13 protein-coding genes are annotated in these 14,576 nt (G+C 71.5%); 7 read left to right on the forward strand and 6 right to left on the reverse strand.

The features are described from left to right. The first annotated feature begins 99 nt into the window (after positions 1–99). Both ABZ855_RS10270 and ABZ855_RS10275 read left to right on the forward strand, forming a co-directional pair. On the forward strand, positions 100–1,467 hold the full coding sequence (locus tag ABZ855_RS10270) for a histidine kinase (RefSeq protein WP_360803964.1): 1,368 nt from the start codon (positions 100–102) through the stop codon (positions 1,465–1,467). Next, positions 1,464–2,123 (forward strand): response regulator transcription factor, encoded by a 660-nt coding sequence (locus tag ABZ855_RS10275; RefSeq protein WP_360803967.1) that lies wholly within the window; start codon positions 1,464–1,466, stop codon positions 2,121–2,123. The genes ABZ855_RS10270 and ABZ855_RS10275 overlap by 4 nt, the downstream gene beginning before the upstream one ends. Before the next feature lie 41 nt (positions 2,124–2,164). On the opposite strand, the gene ABZ855_RS10280 is transcribed toward ABZ855_RS10275, so the two are convergent. Genes ABZ855_RS10280 through ABZ855_RS10295 form a run of 4 tightly spaced genes read right to left on the reverse strand, consistent with a single transcriptional unit; the run spans position 2,165 to position 6,023 of the window. Continuing rightward, the gene (locus ABZ855_RS10280; protein ID WP_360803970.1) at positions 2,165–2,950 is read right to left on the reverse strand and encodes an SDR family NAD(P)-dependent oxidoreductase; all 786 of its coding nucleotides are present in this window, start codon (positions 2,948–2,950) and stop codon (positions 2,165–2,167) included. Beyond that, a complete protein-coding gene (locus ABZ855_RS10285) occupies positions 2,947–3,774 on the reverse strand; it encodes a GntR family transcriptional regulator (RefSeq protein ID WP_360803973.1) in 828 nt (275 codons plus the stop codon). Before ABZ855_RS10285 ends, ABZ855_RS10280 begins: the two co-directional genes overlap by 4 nt. Continuing rightward, positions 3,764–4,768 (reverse strand): phosphotransferase, encoded by a 1,005-nt coding sequence (locus ABZ855_RS10290; RefSeq protein ID WP_360803976.1) that lies wholly within the window; start codon positions 4,766–4,768, stop codon positions 3,764–3,766. Before ABZ855_RS10290 ends, ABZ855_RS10285 begins: the two co-directional genes overlap by 11 nt. Continuing rightward, positions 4,761–6,023, reverse strand: a complete 1,263-nt coding sequence (locus ABZ855_RS10295; RefSeq protein WP_360803979.1) for an aminotransferase class III-fold pyridoxal phosphate-dependent enzyme — start codon at positions 6,021–6,023, stop codon at positions 4,761–4,763. The genes ABZ855_RS10290 and ABZ855_RS10295 overlap by 8 nt, the downstream gene beginning before the upstream one ends. 491 nt (positions 6,024–6,514) lie before the next feature. On the opposite strand from ABZ855_RS10295, the gene ABZ855_RS10300 reads away from it, so the two are divergent. Together ABZ855_RS10300 and ABZ855_RS10305 are read left to right on the forward strand one after the other, a co-directional pair. After that, positions 6,515–7,177, forward strand: a complete 663-nt coding sequence (locus ABZ855_RS10300) for an RNA polymerase sigma factor (RefSeq protein ID WP_360804204.1) — start codon at positions 6,515–6,517, stop codon at positions 7,175–7,177. Continuing rightward, positions 7,177–8,391 (forward strand): hypothetical protein, encoded by a 1,215-nt coding sequence (locus ABZ855_RS10305; RefSeq protein WP_360803982.1) that lies wholly within the window; start codon positions 7,177–7,179, stop codon positions 8,389–8,391. Before ABZ855_RS10300 ends, ABZ855_RS10305 begins: the two co-directional genes overlap by 1 nt. A gap of 347 nt (positions 8,392–8,738) precedes the next feature. On the opposite strand, the gene ABZ855_RS10310 is transcribed toward ABZ855_RS10305, so the two are convergent. Next, entirely contained in the window at positions 8,739–9,644 is a 906-nt protein-coding gene (locus ABZ855_RS10310; RefSeq protein ID WP_360803984.1) for a L,D-transpeptidase family protein, read from the reverse strand. 155 nt (positions 9,645–9,799) lie between these two features. On the opposite strand from ABZ855_RS10310, the gene ABZ855_RS10315 reads away from it, so the two are divergent. From ABZ855_RS10315 to ABZ855_RS10325, 3 genes are all read left to right on the forward strand, one after another. Continuing rightward, entirely contained in the window at positions 9,800–11,380 is a 1,581-nt protein-coding gene (locus ABZ855_RS10315) for a methylmalonyl-CoA mutase family protein (protein WP_360803987.1), read from the forward strand. 92 nt (positions 11,381–11,472) lie between these two features. Then, positions 11,473–12,048, forward strand: a complete 576-nt coding sequence (locus ABZ855_RS10320) for a Uma2 family endonuclease (protein WP_360803990.1) — start codon at positions 11,473–11,475, stop codon at positions 12,046–12,048. 22 nt (positions 12,049–12,070) lie between these two features. Further along, entirely contained in the window at positions 12,071–13,438 is a 1,368-nt protein-coding gene (locus tag ABZ855_RS10325; RefSeq protein ID WP_360803993.1) for a polysialyltransferase family glycosyltransferase, read from the forward strand. Here the strand turns inward: ABZ855_RS10325 and ABZ855_RS10330 are convergent. Next, complete coding sequence (locus ABZ855_RS10330) at positions 13,348–14,532, reverse strand: acyltransferase (RefSeq protein WP_360803996.1); 1,185 nt, start codon at positions 14,530–14,532, stop codon at positions 13,348–13,350. The genes ABZ855_RS10325 and ABZ855_RS10330 overlap by 91 nt on opposite strands. Positions 14,533–14,576 lie beyond the last annotated feature (44 nt).

A 14,576-nucleotide genomic window follows, 5' to 3' on the forward strand; every position in this document is an offset into this window, starting at 1 on the left:
ACGGATCCCGGCCGGCCGTGTCCTCGAAACTCCGCCCGTCGGCCCCCTTCCCCCCTGGGCCGACGGGCGGATCCGCCTGCTCCGTGAAGGGCGTACACCGTGACCTCGACAAACGCGTCCCAGTCCACCGCCGAGGGCGGCGAGCGGGTGCTGCGCATTCCGGGGCCGCTGATGAGCGACCCCGAGTACCGCGTGATCCGCTCGCTCATCCTCCGGCTGGCCGGCTGGCGCCTGGCCGACCAGGCCCATCCGCGGGTCCGGCGGTGGGCGGTGCCGGCGCTGTGCGCGCTGCTCGGCCTGCCCGCCGTACTGCACGCCTCCGACGGCCGCGAGGCGGTGACCGCCCTGGCCCTGGCGGTCGCCTACGCCGTTCCGCTGCTGTGGCGGACACGCCGGCCGATGCTCGTCTTCGCCGTCGTCTCCTGCGTCCTGGCGGCCTCGTTCCCGCTCGACACCATCAGCGGCTCCGCCACCGCCTGGGTGCTGGCCCTCCACCAGGTGGGCCGGCACGAGACACCCCGCCGACTCGCCCTCGCCGCCTCCGCCGCCCTGGTGGAGATCCTCGTATGGGCCTTCTTCGCCCGGAGCGGTCAGCAGCTGGAACAGATGACGCGCCCCGACGTGGTGACGCTCATGGTGATCCTCCTGCTGTGGGGGAGTGCCGCGCTCGGACTGGCCGGCCGGCTGGTGGACGCGGCCATGGCCTCGCTGGAGAAGGAACGCGACCAGCAGGCACGCCTGGCCACCGCCCAGGAACGCGCCCGGGTCTCCCGCGAGATGCACGACATCCTCGGCCACACCCTGGCCGTCATCGTCGGCCTCGCCGACGGAGCCGCCGCCCTCGCCGTGACCAGGCCCGAGAGCGGCGCCGACACGCTGCGCATCATCGCCGACAGCGGTCGCGACGCCCTGGGCGAACTGCGCCGCCTCCTCGCCGTCATCGGCGACGAGGACGCACCGAGGGACCAGGCCCCGCTCGCGCCCCAGCCGGGCCTGGCCGACCTCGACGCGCTGCTGCAGCGCATCCGCGCGGCCGGCCCCACCGCCACCCTGCGCACCGAGGGCGACCTCACCGGCCTCACCCGGGGGCTGCAGCTCGCCGTCTACCGCATCGTCCAGGAAGCCCTCACCAACAGCCTCAAGTACGCGGGCCCCGACACCACGGTGGACGTCACCGTCACGGCCGACTCCCACCTCGTCCGGGTCGCCGTGGAGGACACGGGCCCCGCGCACCCCACGAGAGCGGCCCGCCCGAGCGGCGGCGGCAGCGGCAGCGGCCGGGGAGTCGTCGGTATGCGCCAGCGGGCCGCGCTGTACGAGGGCAGCGTCGCCGGCGGTCCCAACCTGCGCGGCGGCTGGACAGTCCGAGCCCTCCTGAAGTCCACCCCGACCACCCCGACCACCCCGACCACCCCGTCCACCACCGGTACGACCACCACCCACCCCGCACAGGAGCCGCCCGCATGACCACCGTGCTCATCGTCGACGACCAGGCCCTGCAACGCCTCGGCTTCCGCATGCTGTTGCAGGCCCAGCCGGACATGTCCGTCGTGGACGAGGCCGTCAACGGCAGCGAGGCGGTCCGCAAGGCGGCCGAACTGCGTCCCGACGTCGTCCTGATGGACGTACGCATGCCCGGCATGGACGGCATCGAGGCCACCCGGCGCATCGTCGAGTCCGGGGGCCGTTCCAAGGTGCTCGTGCTGACCACGTTCGACCTCGACGAGTACGCCTACGAGGCCCTGCGCGCCGGAGCCAGCGGCTTCTTCCTCAAGGACGCCCGCCCCGACGAACTCGTGGTCGGCATCCGCGCGGTGGCCGCCGGGGATTCCGTGATCTCCCCCGGCATCACCCACCGGCTCATCGACACGTTCACCCAGCGGGCGCCGGGCGGCCGGGGCGCCGCGCAGGAAAGCCGGCTCGCGGTCCTGACCGAGCGCGAGCGGGAGGTGCTCGTCGCCGTCGCCTCCGGCTGGACCAACACCGAGATCGCCGAGCGCCTCCACCTGGCCGAGTCGACCGTGAAGTCGCACGTCAGCCGCATACTCGCCAAGATCGGCGCCCGGGACCGCGTCCAGGCGGTGATCTTCGCCTACGACACGGGCCTGGTACGACCGTCCTGAAGCCCCCGGGCCGGCGGGCCCCTAGGCACCATGACGTCGGGTCAGCTCCGCGTCGGCAACACCGCGTCCGGTGACTCCGGCAGGGTCTGGCCGCCGTCGACCGTGATGACCTGCCCCGTGACGAAGGACGCCCGCTCGCTCGCGAGGAACTCCACCGCGTCGGCGATCTCCTGGGGCCGGGCGAGGCGGCCGAGCGGGATCGTCGCCGTCATCTGCGCGAGGTAGGCGTCGCCCATGCCGTCGAGGCCCTCGGTCGCCACGTTCCCGGGGGCCACCGCGTTCACGGTGATCCCGTAGGGGGCGAGTTCGAGCGCCGCCGTGCGCATGAACCCGAGCTGGGCGGCCTTGCTCGCCGCGTAGTGACTCCAGCCGGGGAACCCGGTGACCGGGCCGGTGATCGACGAGGTGAGCACCACTCGCCCGGCCGCCGACTCCCGAAGCAGGGGCAGACACGCGGCGACGGCGAGCATCTGGCTCTCCACGTTCACCGCGAACACCTCGCGGATGTCGGTGTACGTCAGTTCCGCGAGCGGCTTGTTCGGGAAGACGCCGGCGTTGAGGCACAGCACGTCGAGGCCGCCGAGCAGCGTGGACGCCGACTCGGCCAGCCGCTGTGCCGAGTCCGGTGCGGTGGAGTCGAGGGAGAGGGCCTCGACGGTCTGTTCCGCCCGCGCGGCCTCGGCGCGGAACTTCTCGACGGTGGTGTCCGGGACGGCCCGTCCGGTCAGCACCACGTCGTGGCCGCCGCGCACGAACGTGGAGGTGATGGCGGCGCCGATACCGCGTGTCCCGCCGACGACGGCGACTTTCCTGGTCCGGTGAGTCATGGTCTTCCCCGTTCTCTGGGTTTTCCGGGCTGTCCGCTCGGCGAAGTGACGTGGAGTTCGGTGCGGTCGGCGCGGAAGAGGTCCCGGGAGAACTCCATGGGCGCCTTGTGCTGGTCGTACGAGGTCCGGGTGATCGCCAGCAGTGGCTGGCCCACCGACACGTCGAGGTGGTCCGCGTGGTGGCGCTCGGCGAGGCGGACGCGGATGCGCTCCGAGACCGTGCGGGCCGTGACGCCGTACACATGGTGGAACAACTGGGACAGGGAGCCGGTGAGGTCGTGGTCGAGGATCCCGGGGAAGCGCCGCGCCGACACGAACAGCCGCTCCCACGACAGCGGCACCCCGTCCGCGAGCCGCACCCGTTCGATCGCCACCGTCCCGGAGCCGTCCGGCAGGCCGAGAGCGGCACACACCTCCGGGTCGCCACGCCCGATCCCCGTGGACACGACCCGGGTGGCGACCTCGAAACGCTGGTGCCGAAGGAGGGCGGGGACGTTCACGTCGACGCCCGGCTGCCGGGCCACCACGCGGTCGTGCCCGTGCGCGAGACGACTCCAGCTGTAGACGGGCCAGTTCGGGTTCGGGTGCAGGGCGAAGGTGCCGCCCGCCTTGCCGCGGGTCCGGCGCACCTCGCCGTCCGCTTCGAGCCTGGCCAGGGCGCTGCGCACGGCCTCCCTGCTCGCGCCGAAGATCTCCGCGAGCCGCCGCTCCGGGGGCAGCCGCCCGCCCATGCTGACCTCCCCGCGTCCGATCATCCCCAGTACACCCTCCGCGATCCGGGTCGCGGCCGGGCCGAGCGGGACGGGCGCGGTGTCAGAGCCCATGGCGTGTCGCGGTGAGGTAGTCGTCGTCCAGGTAGCGGGCGGCGAGTTCCACCGACCGGAGCGCGAACTCCGGCCGCAGCGAGGCGGCGAAGGGTGTGTCGCCCCGCTTGTGGACCCAGGCGACCAGCATCAGCCGGCGCAGCATCACCAGGGCAGGGAGGACCCGCAGGTCCTCGTCCCGCAGGGGGCGCCGCGTCTCGTAACCACGCAGCCAGGCGGCGGCCCAGTCGTCGACGCGCGGGTCGTGCTCCACGAAGGACAGGGAGCACGCCAGGTCGTAGAGGAACCAGCCGGTGCCGCAGTCGTCGAAGTCGATCAGCCGTACCCCGTCCGCCGCGACCAGCAGGTTGGCGGCTCTCAGGTCGCCGTGGATGAGCCCGAAGACGGCCTCGCTCCTGCCGTACGCGTCGAGTTCGCGGGCCAGTCTGTCCTCCGCCCGGGCGAGGACGGCTACGCCGCCGGGTGCGCGTTCCACGTCCGGGTTGTCACGCCACCGCCCCCACAGCGAGGCCGCGCCGATCAGGTTGTCGAGGTCCCAGTCGGGCCGGGTGAAGGTGTCCGGCCGTCGCCACCGGCGCGCGTGCTCGTGCAGCGCGGCGGCCTCCCGGCCGACGACCTCCATCACCTCCGCGAAGTCCGTGGTGTCCGGCTCGGCGCCGGGCGCGAACTCGAACAGCGCCGCGTGCTGGGGTGTCCCGTCCGCGCCCGGGAAGGTCGCGACCGGCTCACCGGCCGGGGTCGGCACGACGGCGGGTGTGGCGACCGCGCCGTCCGCGCGCAGCCGCTCGATCCACGTCAGCTCGCTGCGGATCTGCTCCTGTGTGCGGAAACCTGGCCGGTGCAGGCGCAGCACGAGGGGCGCGGAGGCGTCGGCGAAACCGCACAGATAGGTCGCGTTCTCGGACAGGCTGAGCAGCCGGGCGTCCGTGAGAACCCTGTCCAGGCCGTACGCCCGCAACGCCGGGGTGACCTGCTGGTCCCAGGTGTCAGCCATGTGCGGCCACCTTTCGTACGGCGGTCCGCAGCCGGGTCAGGATCTCGTCGGTCTCCGGCTCGGTCAGCAGCAGGCCCGGCTTGAACTGGAGGACGGCCGGGTCGAGCGTGGAGAAGATCGCCCAGACGCCCTGCCGGTAGAGCTCTGTCATGACGGGCTTCGCCCCGGTGGCACCGAACTCCAGGCCGATGACCAGGCCCTTCTGGCGGATCCCGGTCAGGGCGTGCGGAAGTTCGGCGCGCAGTTCGTCGAGGCCCTCGGTGACCTGCGCGATGCGTCGGCGGACGTTCTCGCGGGTCTCGGGCCGCCGGGTGATCTCCAGGACCTTGGCGGCGACCGCGCAGCCGAGCTCGGCGCCGCCGAAGGTGGCCATATGGGCGAAGCCGTCCCGCTCCAGCCATCCGCTCGCCGCCGGCCCCAGCAGGGCGGCGCTCACCGGGTACAGACCACCGCCGAGCCCCTTGCCGGTCACCAGGATGTCGGGGGTGACGCCTTCCGCGTACACGCCCCACAGCTCGCCGGTCCGGCCGAGGCCGGTCTGTACCTCGTCGGCGATGTAGAGGGCGCCGGTGTCCTCGCACGCCCGTTTGACGCCGGCGAGATAGCCGGGCTCGGGGGTGGGGAAGCCGTAGGTCGCCGGGACGGTCTCCATGATCACGGCGGCGACGTCCTCACCGGCGAGCGCGCTGGTCATCGCGTCGAGGTCGTTGAAGGGCACCTGCGTGAACTCGGCCGGGTTGTCCGACCGGAACAGCTGCGAGAACCGGGTGTCGCCCGTGGCCACGGCCAGCCCGGTGTGCCCGTGGTACGCCTTCACCACGGACACGATCCCGCGCCGGCCGGTGGCGTAGCGCGCGCTCTTCAGCGCGACGTCGACCGCCTCGCCGCCGCTGGAACCGAAGACGGCCTTCTCGGCACCTGGCGTCGCCTCGACGAGCCGCCGGGCCAGCGCCGCGCGCCCCGGGGTCGGGAAGTGGTGGTTGCCGATGTCCACGTACTGGACCGCGTCGGTCAGCGTGCGCACCAGTTCCGGATGGCGGTGGCCCAGGTTGTAGGTGCCGCCGTTGAGGTGCACGTCGATGACCTCGTGCCCGTCGACGTCGGTCAGCCGGTAGCCGTTGCGCTCACCGATGACCAGCGGCACGCCTTCCGTCTGCCAGAACTCCGTCTTGTCCGGGTTCCAGTACCGCCGCGCGTCCGCGAGGACCTCCGCCTTCGACGCGTACCCGTACATGGACAACTGCTCGATCCCCAACGTCCGACCTCCGCGTGGCACTGGAGGGAGCCCCTCCGGCGGCTCCGTGAACGGCTCCACCATCGGACGGGGGTTTTGCATCGCCGTGTGGTCGTTGGTTCGGGTGCGTAACGCATGAGGTCCGGTTGCGGTCCGGTGGCCGGGCGGTCAGGCCGATGCGCTGAGACCACGGAGACGACCGGGGCCGCCACCCCCCACAGGAGAGGCCCCGGCCGTCGCGCGGTACGGGCCGCGCGGCGGCCCGTACCTTCTACAGCGCCACGCGTTCGTTTTCTGTCACACCGTCACCGCGTCACGAGTCAGTTGCACAATGGACGGACATGGACGAGGAGCACTTTGACGCCGTAACGTGCCTTTCGCTACAGGTCGCGGACGACGGGCACCCACGTCCTTGAGGCCTGAGACCGCAACCAGTCATTCATTCATTGAGGAACCACGACGGCAGGACCGGGTCCGTGAGAGCGGCGCCGGTTCAGGTGCGAAGAGGTGTGGTGCAGGGGGACGACGCGGAGCTGACCACCGCGGTGCTTGCGGCACAGGCTGGGGACGAGACCGCTTTCCGGACTGTGTACCGCTCGGTGCACCCACGGCTGCTCGGGTACGTACGGACGCTGGTCGGCGATCCGGACGCCGAGGACGTGACGTCCGAGGCCTGGCTCCAGATCGCCCGTGACCTGGACCGGTTCAGCGGGGACGCGGACCGGTTCCGGGGCTGGGCCGCCCGGATCGCCCGCAACCGCGCCCTCGACCACATACGGATGCGTGGCCGCCGCCCGGCGATAGGCGGCGACGAGACCGAGCTGTCCGGCCGGGCCGCCGACTCCGACACGGCGGGCGAGGCCATGGAGTCCCTGGCCACCGACAGCACCCTCTCCCTCATCGCCCGGCTGCCGCAGGACCAGGCCGAGGCCGTCGTCCTGCGGGTGGTCGTCGGCCTCGACGCCAAAACCGCCGCCGAGACCCTCGGCAAGCGCCCCGGAGCCGTACGCACGGCGGCGCACCGCGGTCTGAGACGACTCGCGGAGTTGCTCGGGGCGGACCCGGACGCGACCGCCGCGCTCGACGCGCTGCCGCTCCAACGGGAACCGCACGGACGTGCGGTGACGTCGGCCGGTGTGACGCATACGCGTTCGCGGACGCAGAAGGACATGTGATGGCCGACGACGACCGGTACGGGTGGCTGGACCGCGCCACGGCGGAGCGTTTGCTGAGCGGGGAGTCACTGGAGGCCTCACTGGCGTCCGCGGGCCCCGAAGCCCGCGACCAGGCCGAGCGGCTCGCCAAGACACTGGACTCCCTCTCCGTGGACAGCCCGCCGAGCGGCGACGAACTCCCGGGCGAGGCCGCCGCGTTGGCCGCGTTCCGCAAGGCTCGCCCGGTCGCGGACCTCACCGCCGGCGCGCCCGTGACGAACCCGGGCCCGGACATCGGTCTCGTCCGGGTGGGAGGCGCCGGGCGCTTCGGGGCCTCCCGGCGACGCGGCGTCCGCCCGGCCCGCTGGGGCCGCCCCCTGCGGGCGGGGCTCGGCGCCGCGCTGGCCGCCGGAATGGTCGGCTCGGTCGCGATGGCCGCCGGTGTCGGGGTCCTGCCGAACCCGTTCCGGGGCGGCGACCCCGGACGCCCCGCCGCTACCGTGTCCGCCGGTGAGTCGGCCGACTCCGTGCCCGTCTCGCCCTCTCCGGACGGCGGCACCCGGGGCAGGAGCGTCCCGTCCCAGGGGCCCGACGCCACGACCGGGGGCTCCGGCGACCAGGGTTCCGCCGGCGGTGGCGGAGCCAAGATCGGTCCGGGCGACGGGAAGCAGGGGTCCCGCTCCGACATGAGCCTGCCCGGCGACTGGCGCGGCGGACTCGCCTCGTCCTGCCGGGACATGCGCAGCGGCAAGAAGCTGGAGGCGGAGCGCAGACGGGCCCTGGAGAAGGCGGCCAAGGGCGCCAAGAAGGTGCCGAAGTACTGCGAGAAGACCCTGAACCACGAGCCGGCCGGCCACCCGAACCCCAACACCGGAACCGGCACAGGCACAGGCACCGGGCAGGGCGGGGGAGAGGTCGGTGCCGAGGGCGGCCAGAGCGGCGCCGGCGACAGCGGCGGCAACGGCCACGGCGGCGCCGGAAACGGCCAGGGCAACGGCGACGGCCACGGCGGCGGAAACGGCCAGGGCAACGGCCATGGCGGGGGCGGAAACGGTCACGGCAACGGCAACGGCGGCGGAAACGGTCAGGGCAACGGCCACGGCGGCCGTACCGTATCGGCACCGGCGCCCGCCCCGACGTCCTTCACCGCCGTCGGCGCGACCACACCCCGAGACGAACCCGCCCCGGCTCCCGGCCCGTCGTACGGCATCCTGCCGCGACCGAAGACCACCTAGCTCCGCACACCCCACCGGTCCCCCCTCCCCGTGCCGCATCGGGATCGGCCCGCCGCGGCGCCCGTGACCGCCGTCGGCGCGGGCCGCGCTCGCACCGCCCCGGAAATGGCCGCCGTGAACCCCCCTCCGACCTGCGCGAACACGCGCCGAAGATCTTTTTGCCTGCCGGGGTGTGACGTTTTCAGCGGTGCCGACGCAGTAGACAGTGAGCCGACTGGTCATCGGTTCCTCGCACAGAGCCGGGGTTCCCCCCGTACCTACGGCTCGTGCACCTGGCGCGGGCGGGACACGTTCCCCCGGTCCCGTCCGCGCCCCGAATCACCACCACACTCCCCGCCGACGCCGGCTCACCAGTAGATGACGACCTTGTCGCCCGTGCTCACCTCGGCGAAGATCGCGGCGATCGCCGTCTCGTCCCGTACGTTCACACAGCCGTGCGAGGCGCCGCCGTAGCCGCGGGCCGCGAAGTCGGCGGAGAAGTGGACCGCCTGGCCCCCGCTGAAGAACATCGCGTAGGGCATCGGGGAGTCGTAGAGCGTCGACACATGGTGCCGTGACTTCCAGTAGACGCTGAAGACGCCTTCCCGGGTCGGCGTGTACTGGCTGCCGAACCGTACGGACACCGTCGAGACGGTCCGGCCGTCGATCATCCAGCGCAGCGTCCGGCTCGTCTTGCTGATGCACAGCACCCGGCCCCTGAGACAGCGCGGGTCGGGGTAGGCGGCCGGCTGCCCGCCCATCAGATACAGCTCCCACTGCCCCGGCTCGCGCGTCATCCGAAGCAGCCGCTGCCAGGTGACGGTGTCGGTCTTCCCGGTGCGCGGCAGCCCGCGCTTGCCCTGGAAGCCCTTGACGGCGCTCTCCGTCAGATCGTCGTACGACCCGGTCGGCCCGTCGAACAGCCAGGCGACCTGATGCAGCCGCGCCTGGAGTTCGCGCACGTCCCGCCCGCTGTCCCCGCGCGACCAGAGCACGGGAGCGGGCGGCGCGGGAGCCGCCTTCTTCGCCGCCGGAGCCGATGCCCGTTTCGGTGGCCGAGTCGGAGTCGGAGTCGGTGCTGGAGCCGGGGTCGAAGTCGAAGTGCTTGTCCGTGCCGGTGCCGGATCGTCCCCGGCGCCGGGTTTGTCGTCGGCGGGCGGATGCGAGACCTGGATGTGCACCGGCGAACGCGCCTCGCCGTCTCCATCGGTGGTCTGCACCGTGCAGCCGCCCACGACGAGAGCCGCGAGAACCGCGGAAATCACCTTTCGCATGTCCGTAGTACGCAAGCCGAACCCCCCGAAGCTCATCGTCCCTACCCCCATCCGTCCATCCGTCCGTCCCCCGGTGCTTCCCCGCACATGACCCGGGACGAACTACGCGGCATTGTTGTGTGCGGCGACTGGCAACGTACGCGGAAGGACACACCATGACGCGTGAGTCCGAGTCGGGACTACCCGTCGAACCGGTGTACAGCCCCGACACGCTCGCGGGCTGGGACCCGGCGCGGAAGCTGGGCGAGCCCGGCGAGTACCCCTTCACCCGGGGCGTATACCCCACCATGTACACGGGCCGCCCCTGGACAATGCGCCAGTACGCCGGTTTCGGCACCGCCGTGGAGTCGAACGCGCGCTACCGGCAGCTGATCGCCCACGGCACGACCGGACTGTCCGTCGCGTTCGACCTCCCGACCCAGATGGGCCACGACAGCGATGCCCCGATCGCGCACGGCGAGGTCGGCAAGGTGGGCGTGGCGATCGACTCGGTCGACGACATGCGAGTGCTGTTCGACGGGATCCCGCTGGATCAGGTGTCGACGTCGATGACGATCAACGCCCCCGCCGCGCTCCTGCTGCTGATGTACCAGCTGGTCGGCGAGGAACAGGGCGTCCCGGCGGCCCGCCTCACGGGCACGATCCAGAACGACGTACTGAAGGAGTACATCGCGCGCGGAACGTACATCTTCCCGCCGAAGCCCTCCCTGCGTCTGACCGCAGACATCTTCGCGTACTGCCGGGCCGAGATCCCGAAATGGAACACGATCTCGATCTCCGGCTACCACATGGCGGAGGCGGGTGCGATCCCCGCACAGGAGATCGCGTTCACGCTCGCGGACGGCATCGAGTACGTCCGTACCGCCCTCGCGGCCGGAATGGACGTCGACGACTTCGCCCCGCGCCTGTCCTTCTTCTTCGTGGCCCGTACGACGATCCTGGAGGAGGTCGCCAAGTTCCGTGCGGCCAGGCGTATCTGGGCGCGGGTGATGAGGGACGAGTTCGGGGCGCGCGACCCCAGGTCGTGGATGCTGCGCTTCCACACGCAGACCGCCGGGGTGCAGCTGACGGCTCAGCAGCCCGAGGTGAACCTGGTCCGGGTCGCGGTGCAGGGCCTCGCGGCGGTGTTCGGCGGCACCCAGTCCCTGCACACCAACTCCTTCGACGAGGCGATCGCCCTGCCCACCGACAAGAGCGCCCGGCTGGCCCTGCGTACCCAGCAGGTCCTCGCCCACGAGACGGACGTCACGGCGACGGTGGACCCCTTCGCCGGTTCGTACGCCGTCGAGCGGATGACCGACGACGTGGAGGCGGCGGCGGTCGGCCTGATGCGGCGGGTCGAGGATCTCGGCGGCGCGGTGGCCGCGATCGAACAGGGCTTCCAGAAGAGCGAGATCGAGCGGGTCGCCTACCGCATCGCCCAGGAGACGGACGCGGGCGAGCGGGTCGTGGTCGGCGTCAACCGCTTCCGACTCGACGAGGAGGAGCCGTACGAGCCTCTCCGCGTGGACCCGGCCATCGAGACCCAGCAGACACAGCGCCTCACCGCCCTCCGGGCGACCCGCGACCAGCGAACGGTCGACACGACCCTGACCGCCCTTCGACAAGCGGCGGCGGGCACGGCCAACGTCCTGTACCCGATGAAGGAGGCCCTGCGGGCCCGCGCGACGGTGGGGGAGGTGTGCGGGGCGTTGCGGGAGGTCTGGGGGGTCTACGTACCCACAGATGCCTTCTGACCTGGGCGACTCATCCGAACGGGTGATCGTGGACGGAAAGCGCACACCCCCGGTTACTCTCGTGAAGTGTGAGCCCTGAAAAGGAGGATGCCGTGGCCGTACTGCAACACGAGCTGACGTTGGGCGAAGCCGCCGACCAGCTTTCCCGTGCACTGCCTGGGCACCGCGTGGAGATTCTCCAGGGGAGGCTCACTGTGACACCACCGCCCGACGGCTCGCATGCGCTGTCGTTGACGAAGCTGGGCAGGGCATTCGATCAAGGGGGCATCGTCGAGGCAGGTTACGAATACGTCCAAGGTGTGGGCCTGTGGCTGCCGTCGTTGCCCGAGGACTTCGCGATCCCTGACTTCTCGGTCGTCGACGAGGACTTCCGCGACGCCCACGTCACGAAGAACTACTACGCTCCGAACGTCTTCCGCCTGGTCGTCGAGGTGACCTCGTCGAACTGGTCCGACGATCTCTACGTCAAGGTCGAGTGCTACGCCCAGGCCGGCATCCCCGCCTACCTCGTCGCGGACCGCAAGCACGGGGAGGTGCTCCTCTACGCCGACCCGGTCGACGGCAAGTATCCGGGCCCCCAGCGCTTCAAGCGGGGCCAGAGCGTAACCGTTCCGGAATCCGTCGGGGTTCACGTCGAGATCCTGGTCGACTCTCTCCTCGACGGCTGAAAGACCGACGGGGGATCGCGGCATGATCCAGCTCTTCTTCTCGGCGACGCAGTACGCCGCCGCGACCGTCGTCGCCGCGATTCGTGCCGGGCTCTTCGGGCCGCGTGAGGATCACCGGCGTGTGCTTGTGGTCAGTGACACCGCAGCGGTCCCCGAGGTCGGTACCCCGCTGGACCGGATGGCGGGCTTCGAGAGGCTGCGGTCCGAGTTCGACGAGGTGCGTTCCTGGAACGAGTTCGTCTTCCCGCACCACCCCGGGGCCTGGTCCCCGACCGCCCAGGACGCCCCGATGTGGGAGAAGGCCGTACGCCTGGCCTGGGATCTCGGTGACGAGCCCGTCGAGATCGCCTGCGAGTCCATCCAGGCCAACCCCTCCCGCGCGGTCGCCGACATCTTCGCCGACAGCCCCGTCCATGTGTACGCGGACGGCCTGATGAGCTACGGCCCCACCCGCAACCGCATCCCGCACGGCATGAGCACCCGCATCGACCGCGTCCTGCACCTCGACCTCATACCGGGGCTCGAGCCGCTGCTGCTCACCGAGTACGGCGTGCGGTCCGTCGCGATCCCGAACGAGCCGATCGTCGCCGTACTGAACGAGATGGGCGAGCAGGGCGCGGCCCTCCTCGCCGAGTGCGTGCCGGACCTGAACCGGCCCACCGCCGTGCTGCTCGGGCAGTACCTCTCCGCCCTCGGCCTCGTCTCGCGGGAGGAAGAGGAGGAACTGCACGTTCGGATGCTGTGCGCGGCGGCGAAGGCCGGCCACACCGGCGTCCTGTTCAAGCCCCACCCCAGCGCCCCGGCCGCCTACGACGGCACCCTGGAGACCGCCGCGCGAGAGCTGTCCGTGGAGCTGACCGTGCTGCGCGAACCGGTGCTCGCCGAGACGGTCTTCGCCCAGCTGAAGCCCGAACTCGTCATCGGCTGCTTCTCCACCGCCCTGATGACCGCCGCGGCCTTCTACGGCATCCCCGTCGCCCGCGTCGGCACCCGCACGCTGCTCGACCGGATCACCCCGTACGAGAACAGCAACCGGATCCCGCTCACCATCGTCGACGCGGCCCTCCCCGACGCCGAGGACGGGCCGTCGGACTTCATGCGCTCGCCGACCGACCCCGGGGTGGCCGAGCGGCTGACGCCGCTGGTGCGCGCGGTGGGGTACTGCATGCAGCCCCGCAAGCACCCCGGCCTGCGCGACGAGGTCGCCGCCTGGCTGAGCACCCGGTCGGCGGCGGACGCCCACTATTTCGAGCGCCGCCGCCTCACCGGTCTCCGCCTCCCCGGCGGTCGCCCGCCGGGTCAGGCCTTGTGGAAACGGGCCGCCTGCACGGTCATCGCGCGCTTGAGCCGGGGCCCGAACGGCTTCTCGACCAGACGGTGGATCGCATAGGCCAGGACGAGCATGCTGGTGATGGTCGCGGCCAGCGTCAGGTACGGGTCGAGGCCCAGGCCCCGGTGCAGCACCCGGACGAAGAACCAGCCCAGGTGCTCGTGGATCAGGTAGAAGGGGTACGTCAGCGCCCCCGCGAGCGTCAGCCAGCTCCAGTTCATCCAGCTCAGCCAGCCCAGCGCCACCACGGCGACGGCCGCGAAGGAGAGCAGCACGAGGAACTGGATGACATGCGGGTTGCGGTGGAAGTCGCCGGTCGCGCCGGGGTGCCACAGCTCGATCGTCGCGTAGCGCTGCCCGAGCAGGAACGAGGCGCCGACTATGCCCCAGGTCAGCAGGTCGCTGCCGAACTTGTGGATGAGGAAGAGCGCCAGGCCGCCGATGAAGTAGGGCGCGTACTCGGGCATCACGATCTGGTCCACGAGCGGGTCATTGGTGACCCCCGCGATCCCGCTGGCGAGCGTCCACAGCAGGCAGAAGATCACCACGCTGCGGTAGTTGGCGCCCTTCCACACCACGAGCAGCGCGAACAGGGCGTAGAAGCGCACCTCGACCCAGAGCGTCCAGCACACACCGAGCACCCGCTTCACGCCCATGGGCTGCTGCAGCAGGGTGAAGTTGACCAGGACCTCGTCGGTCCGCAGCGGGTGGACGACCACGGGCAGCAGATACGCGGCGACGGTGATGATGACGATCGCGACCCAGTACGCCGGGTAGATACGGGCGACACGTGAGCGGAAGAAGTCGCCGACCGTACGGCCCCAGCTGCTCATGCAGATCACGAAGCCACTGATGACGAAGAAGAACTGCACACCGAGGCAGCCGTAGACCGCCGCCTGGGACAGGGTCGGGAACATCAGGCCCGGCGACTGGTTCCAGGACTCGGAGATCGTGCCGCCCCGGCCCGCGTAGTGGTAGAAGGCGACCATCAGCGCGGCGACGAGCCGAAGCCCGTCCAGCGCGCGCAGACGGCTGCCTGCCCGCGCGGGAGCGGGCGCGGGGGGCACGGCCGGGCCGGCCGGTTCGGCGTCCGCACGCGCAGCCGGTGGCGATGCCGGATGCGGGGGTGCCATGGTCTGGTCGGCCGCGGTCATCGTGAAGCCTTTCGGGACAAGGACTGTGGGCAGCAGGGACCGGA

This window comes from Streptomyces sp. NPDC047042 (genome assembly GCF_040644035.1).
In the GTDB taxonomy this organism is placed as follows: Bacteria; Actinomycetota; Actinomycetes; order Streptomycetales; family Streptomycetaceae; genus Streptomyces.

Bases quoted from the DNA above. Each gene is read 5' to 3' on its own strand.
- ABZ855_RS10330 (WP_360803996.1), bottom strand. From the start codon at position 14,532: ATGACCGCGGCCGACCAGACCATGGCACCCCCGCATCCGGCATCGCCA.
- ABZ855_RS10325 (WP_360803993.1), top strand. From the start codon at position 12,071: ATGATCCAGCTCTTCTTCTCGGCGACGCAGTACGCCGCCGCGACCGTC.
- ABZ855_RS10285 (WP_360803973.1), bottom strand. From the start codon at position 3,774: ATGGGCTCTGACACCGCGCCCGTCCCGCTCGGCCCGGCCGCGACCCGG.
- ABZ855_RS10275 (WP_360803967.1), top strand. From the start codon at position 1,464: ATGACCACCGTGCTCATCGTCGACGACCAGGCCCTGCAACGCCTCGGC.
- ABZ855_RS10280 (WP_360803970.1), bottom strand. From the start codon at position 2,950: ATGACTCACCGGACCAGGAAAGTCGCCGTCGTCGGCGGGACACGCGGT.
- ABZ855_RS10305 (WP_360803982.1), top strand. From the start codon at position 7,177: ATGGCCGACGACGACCGGTACGGGTGGCTGGACCGCGCCACGGCGGAG.
- ABZ855_RS10315 (WP_360803987.1), top strand. From the start codon at position 9,800: ATGACGCGTGAGTCCGAGTCGGGACTACCCGTCGAACCGGTGTACAGC.
- ABZ855_RS10290 (WP_360803976.1), bottom strand. From the start codon at position 4,768: ATGGCTGACACCTGGGACCAGCAGGTCACCCCGGCGTTGCGGGCGTAC.
- ABZ855_RS10310 (WP_360803984.1), bottom strand. From the start codon at position 9,644: ATGCGAAAGGTGATTTCCGCGGTTCTCGCGGCTCTCGTCGTGGGCGGC.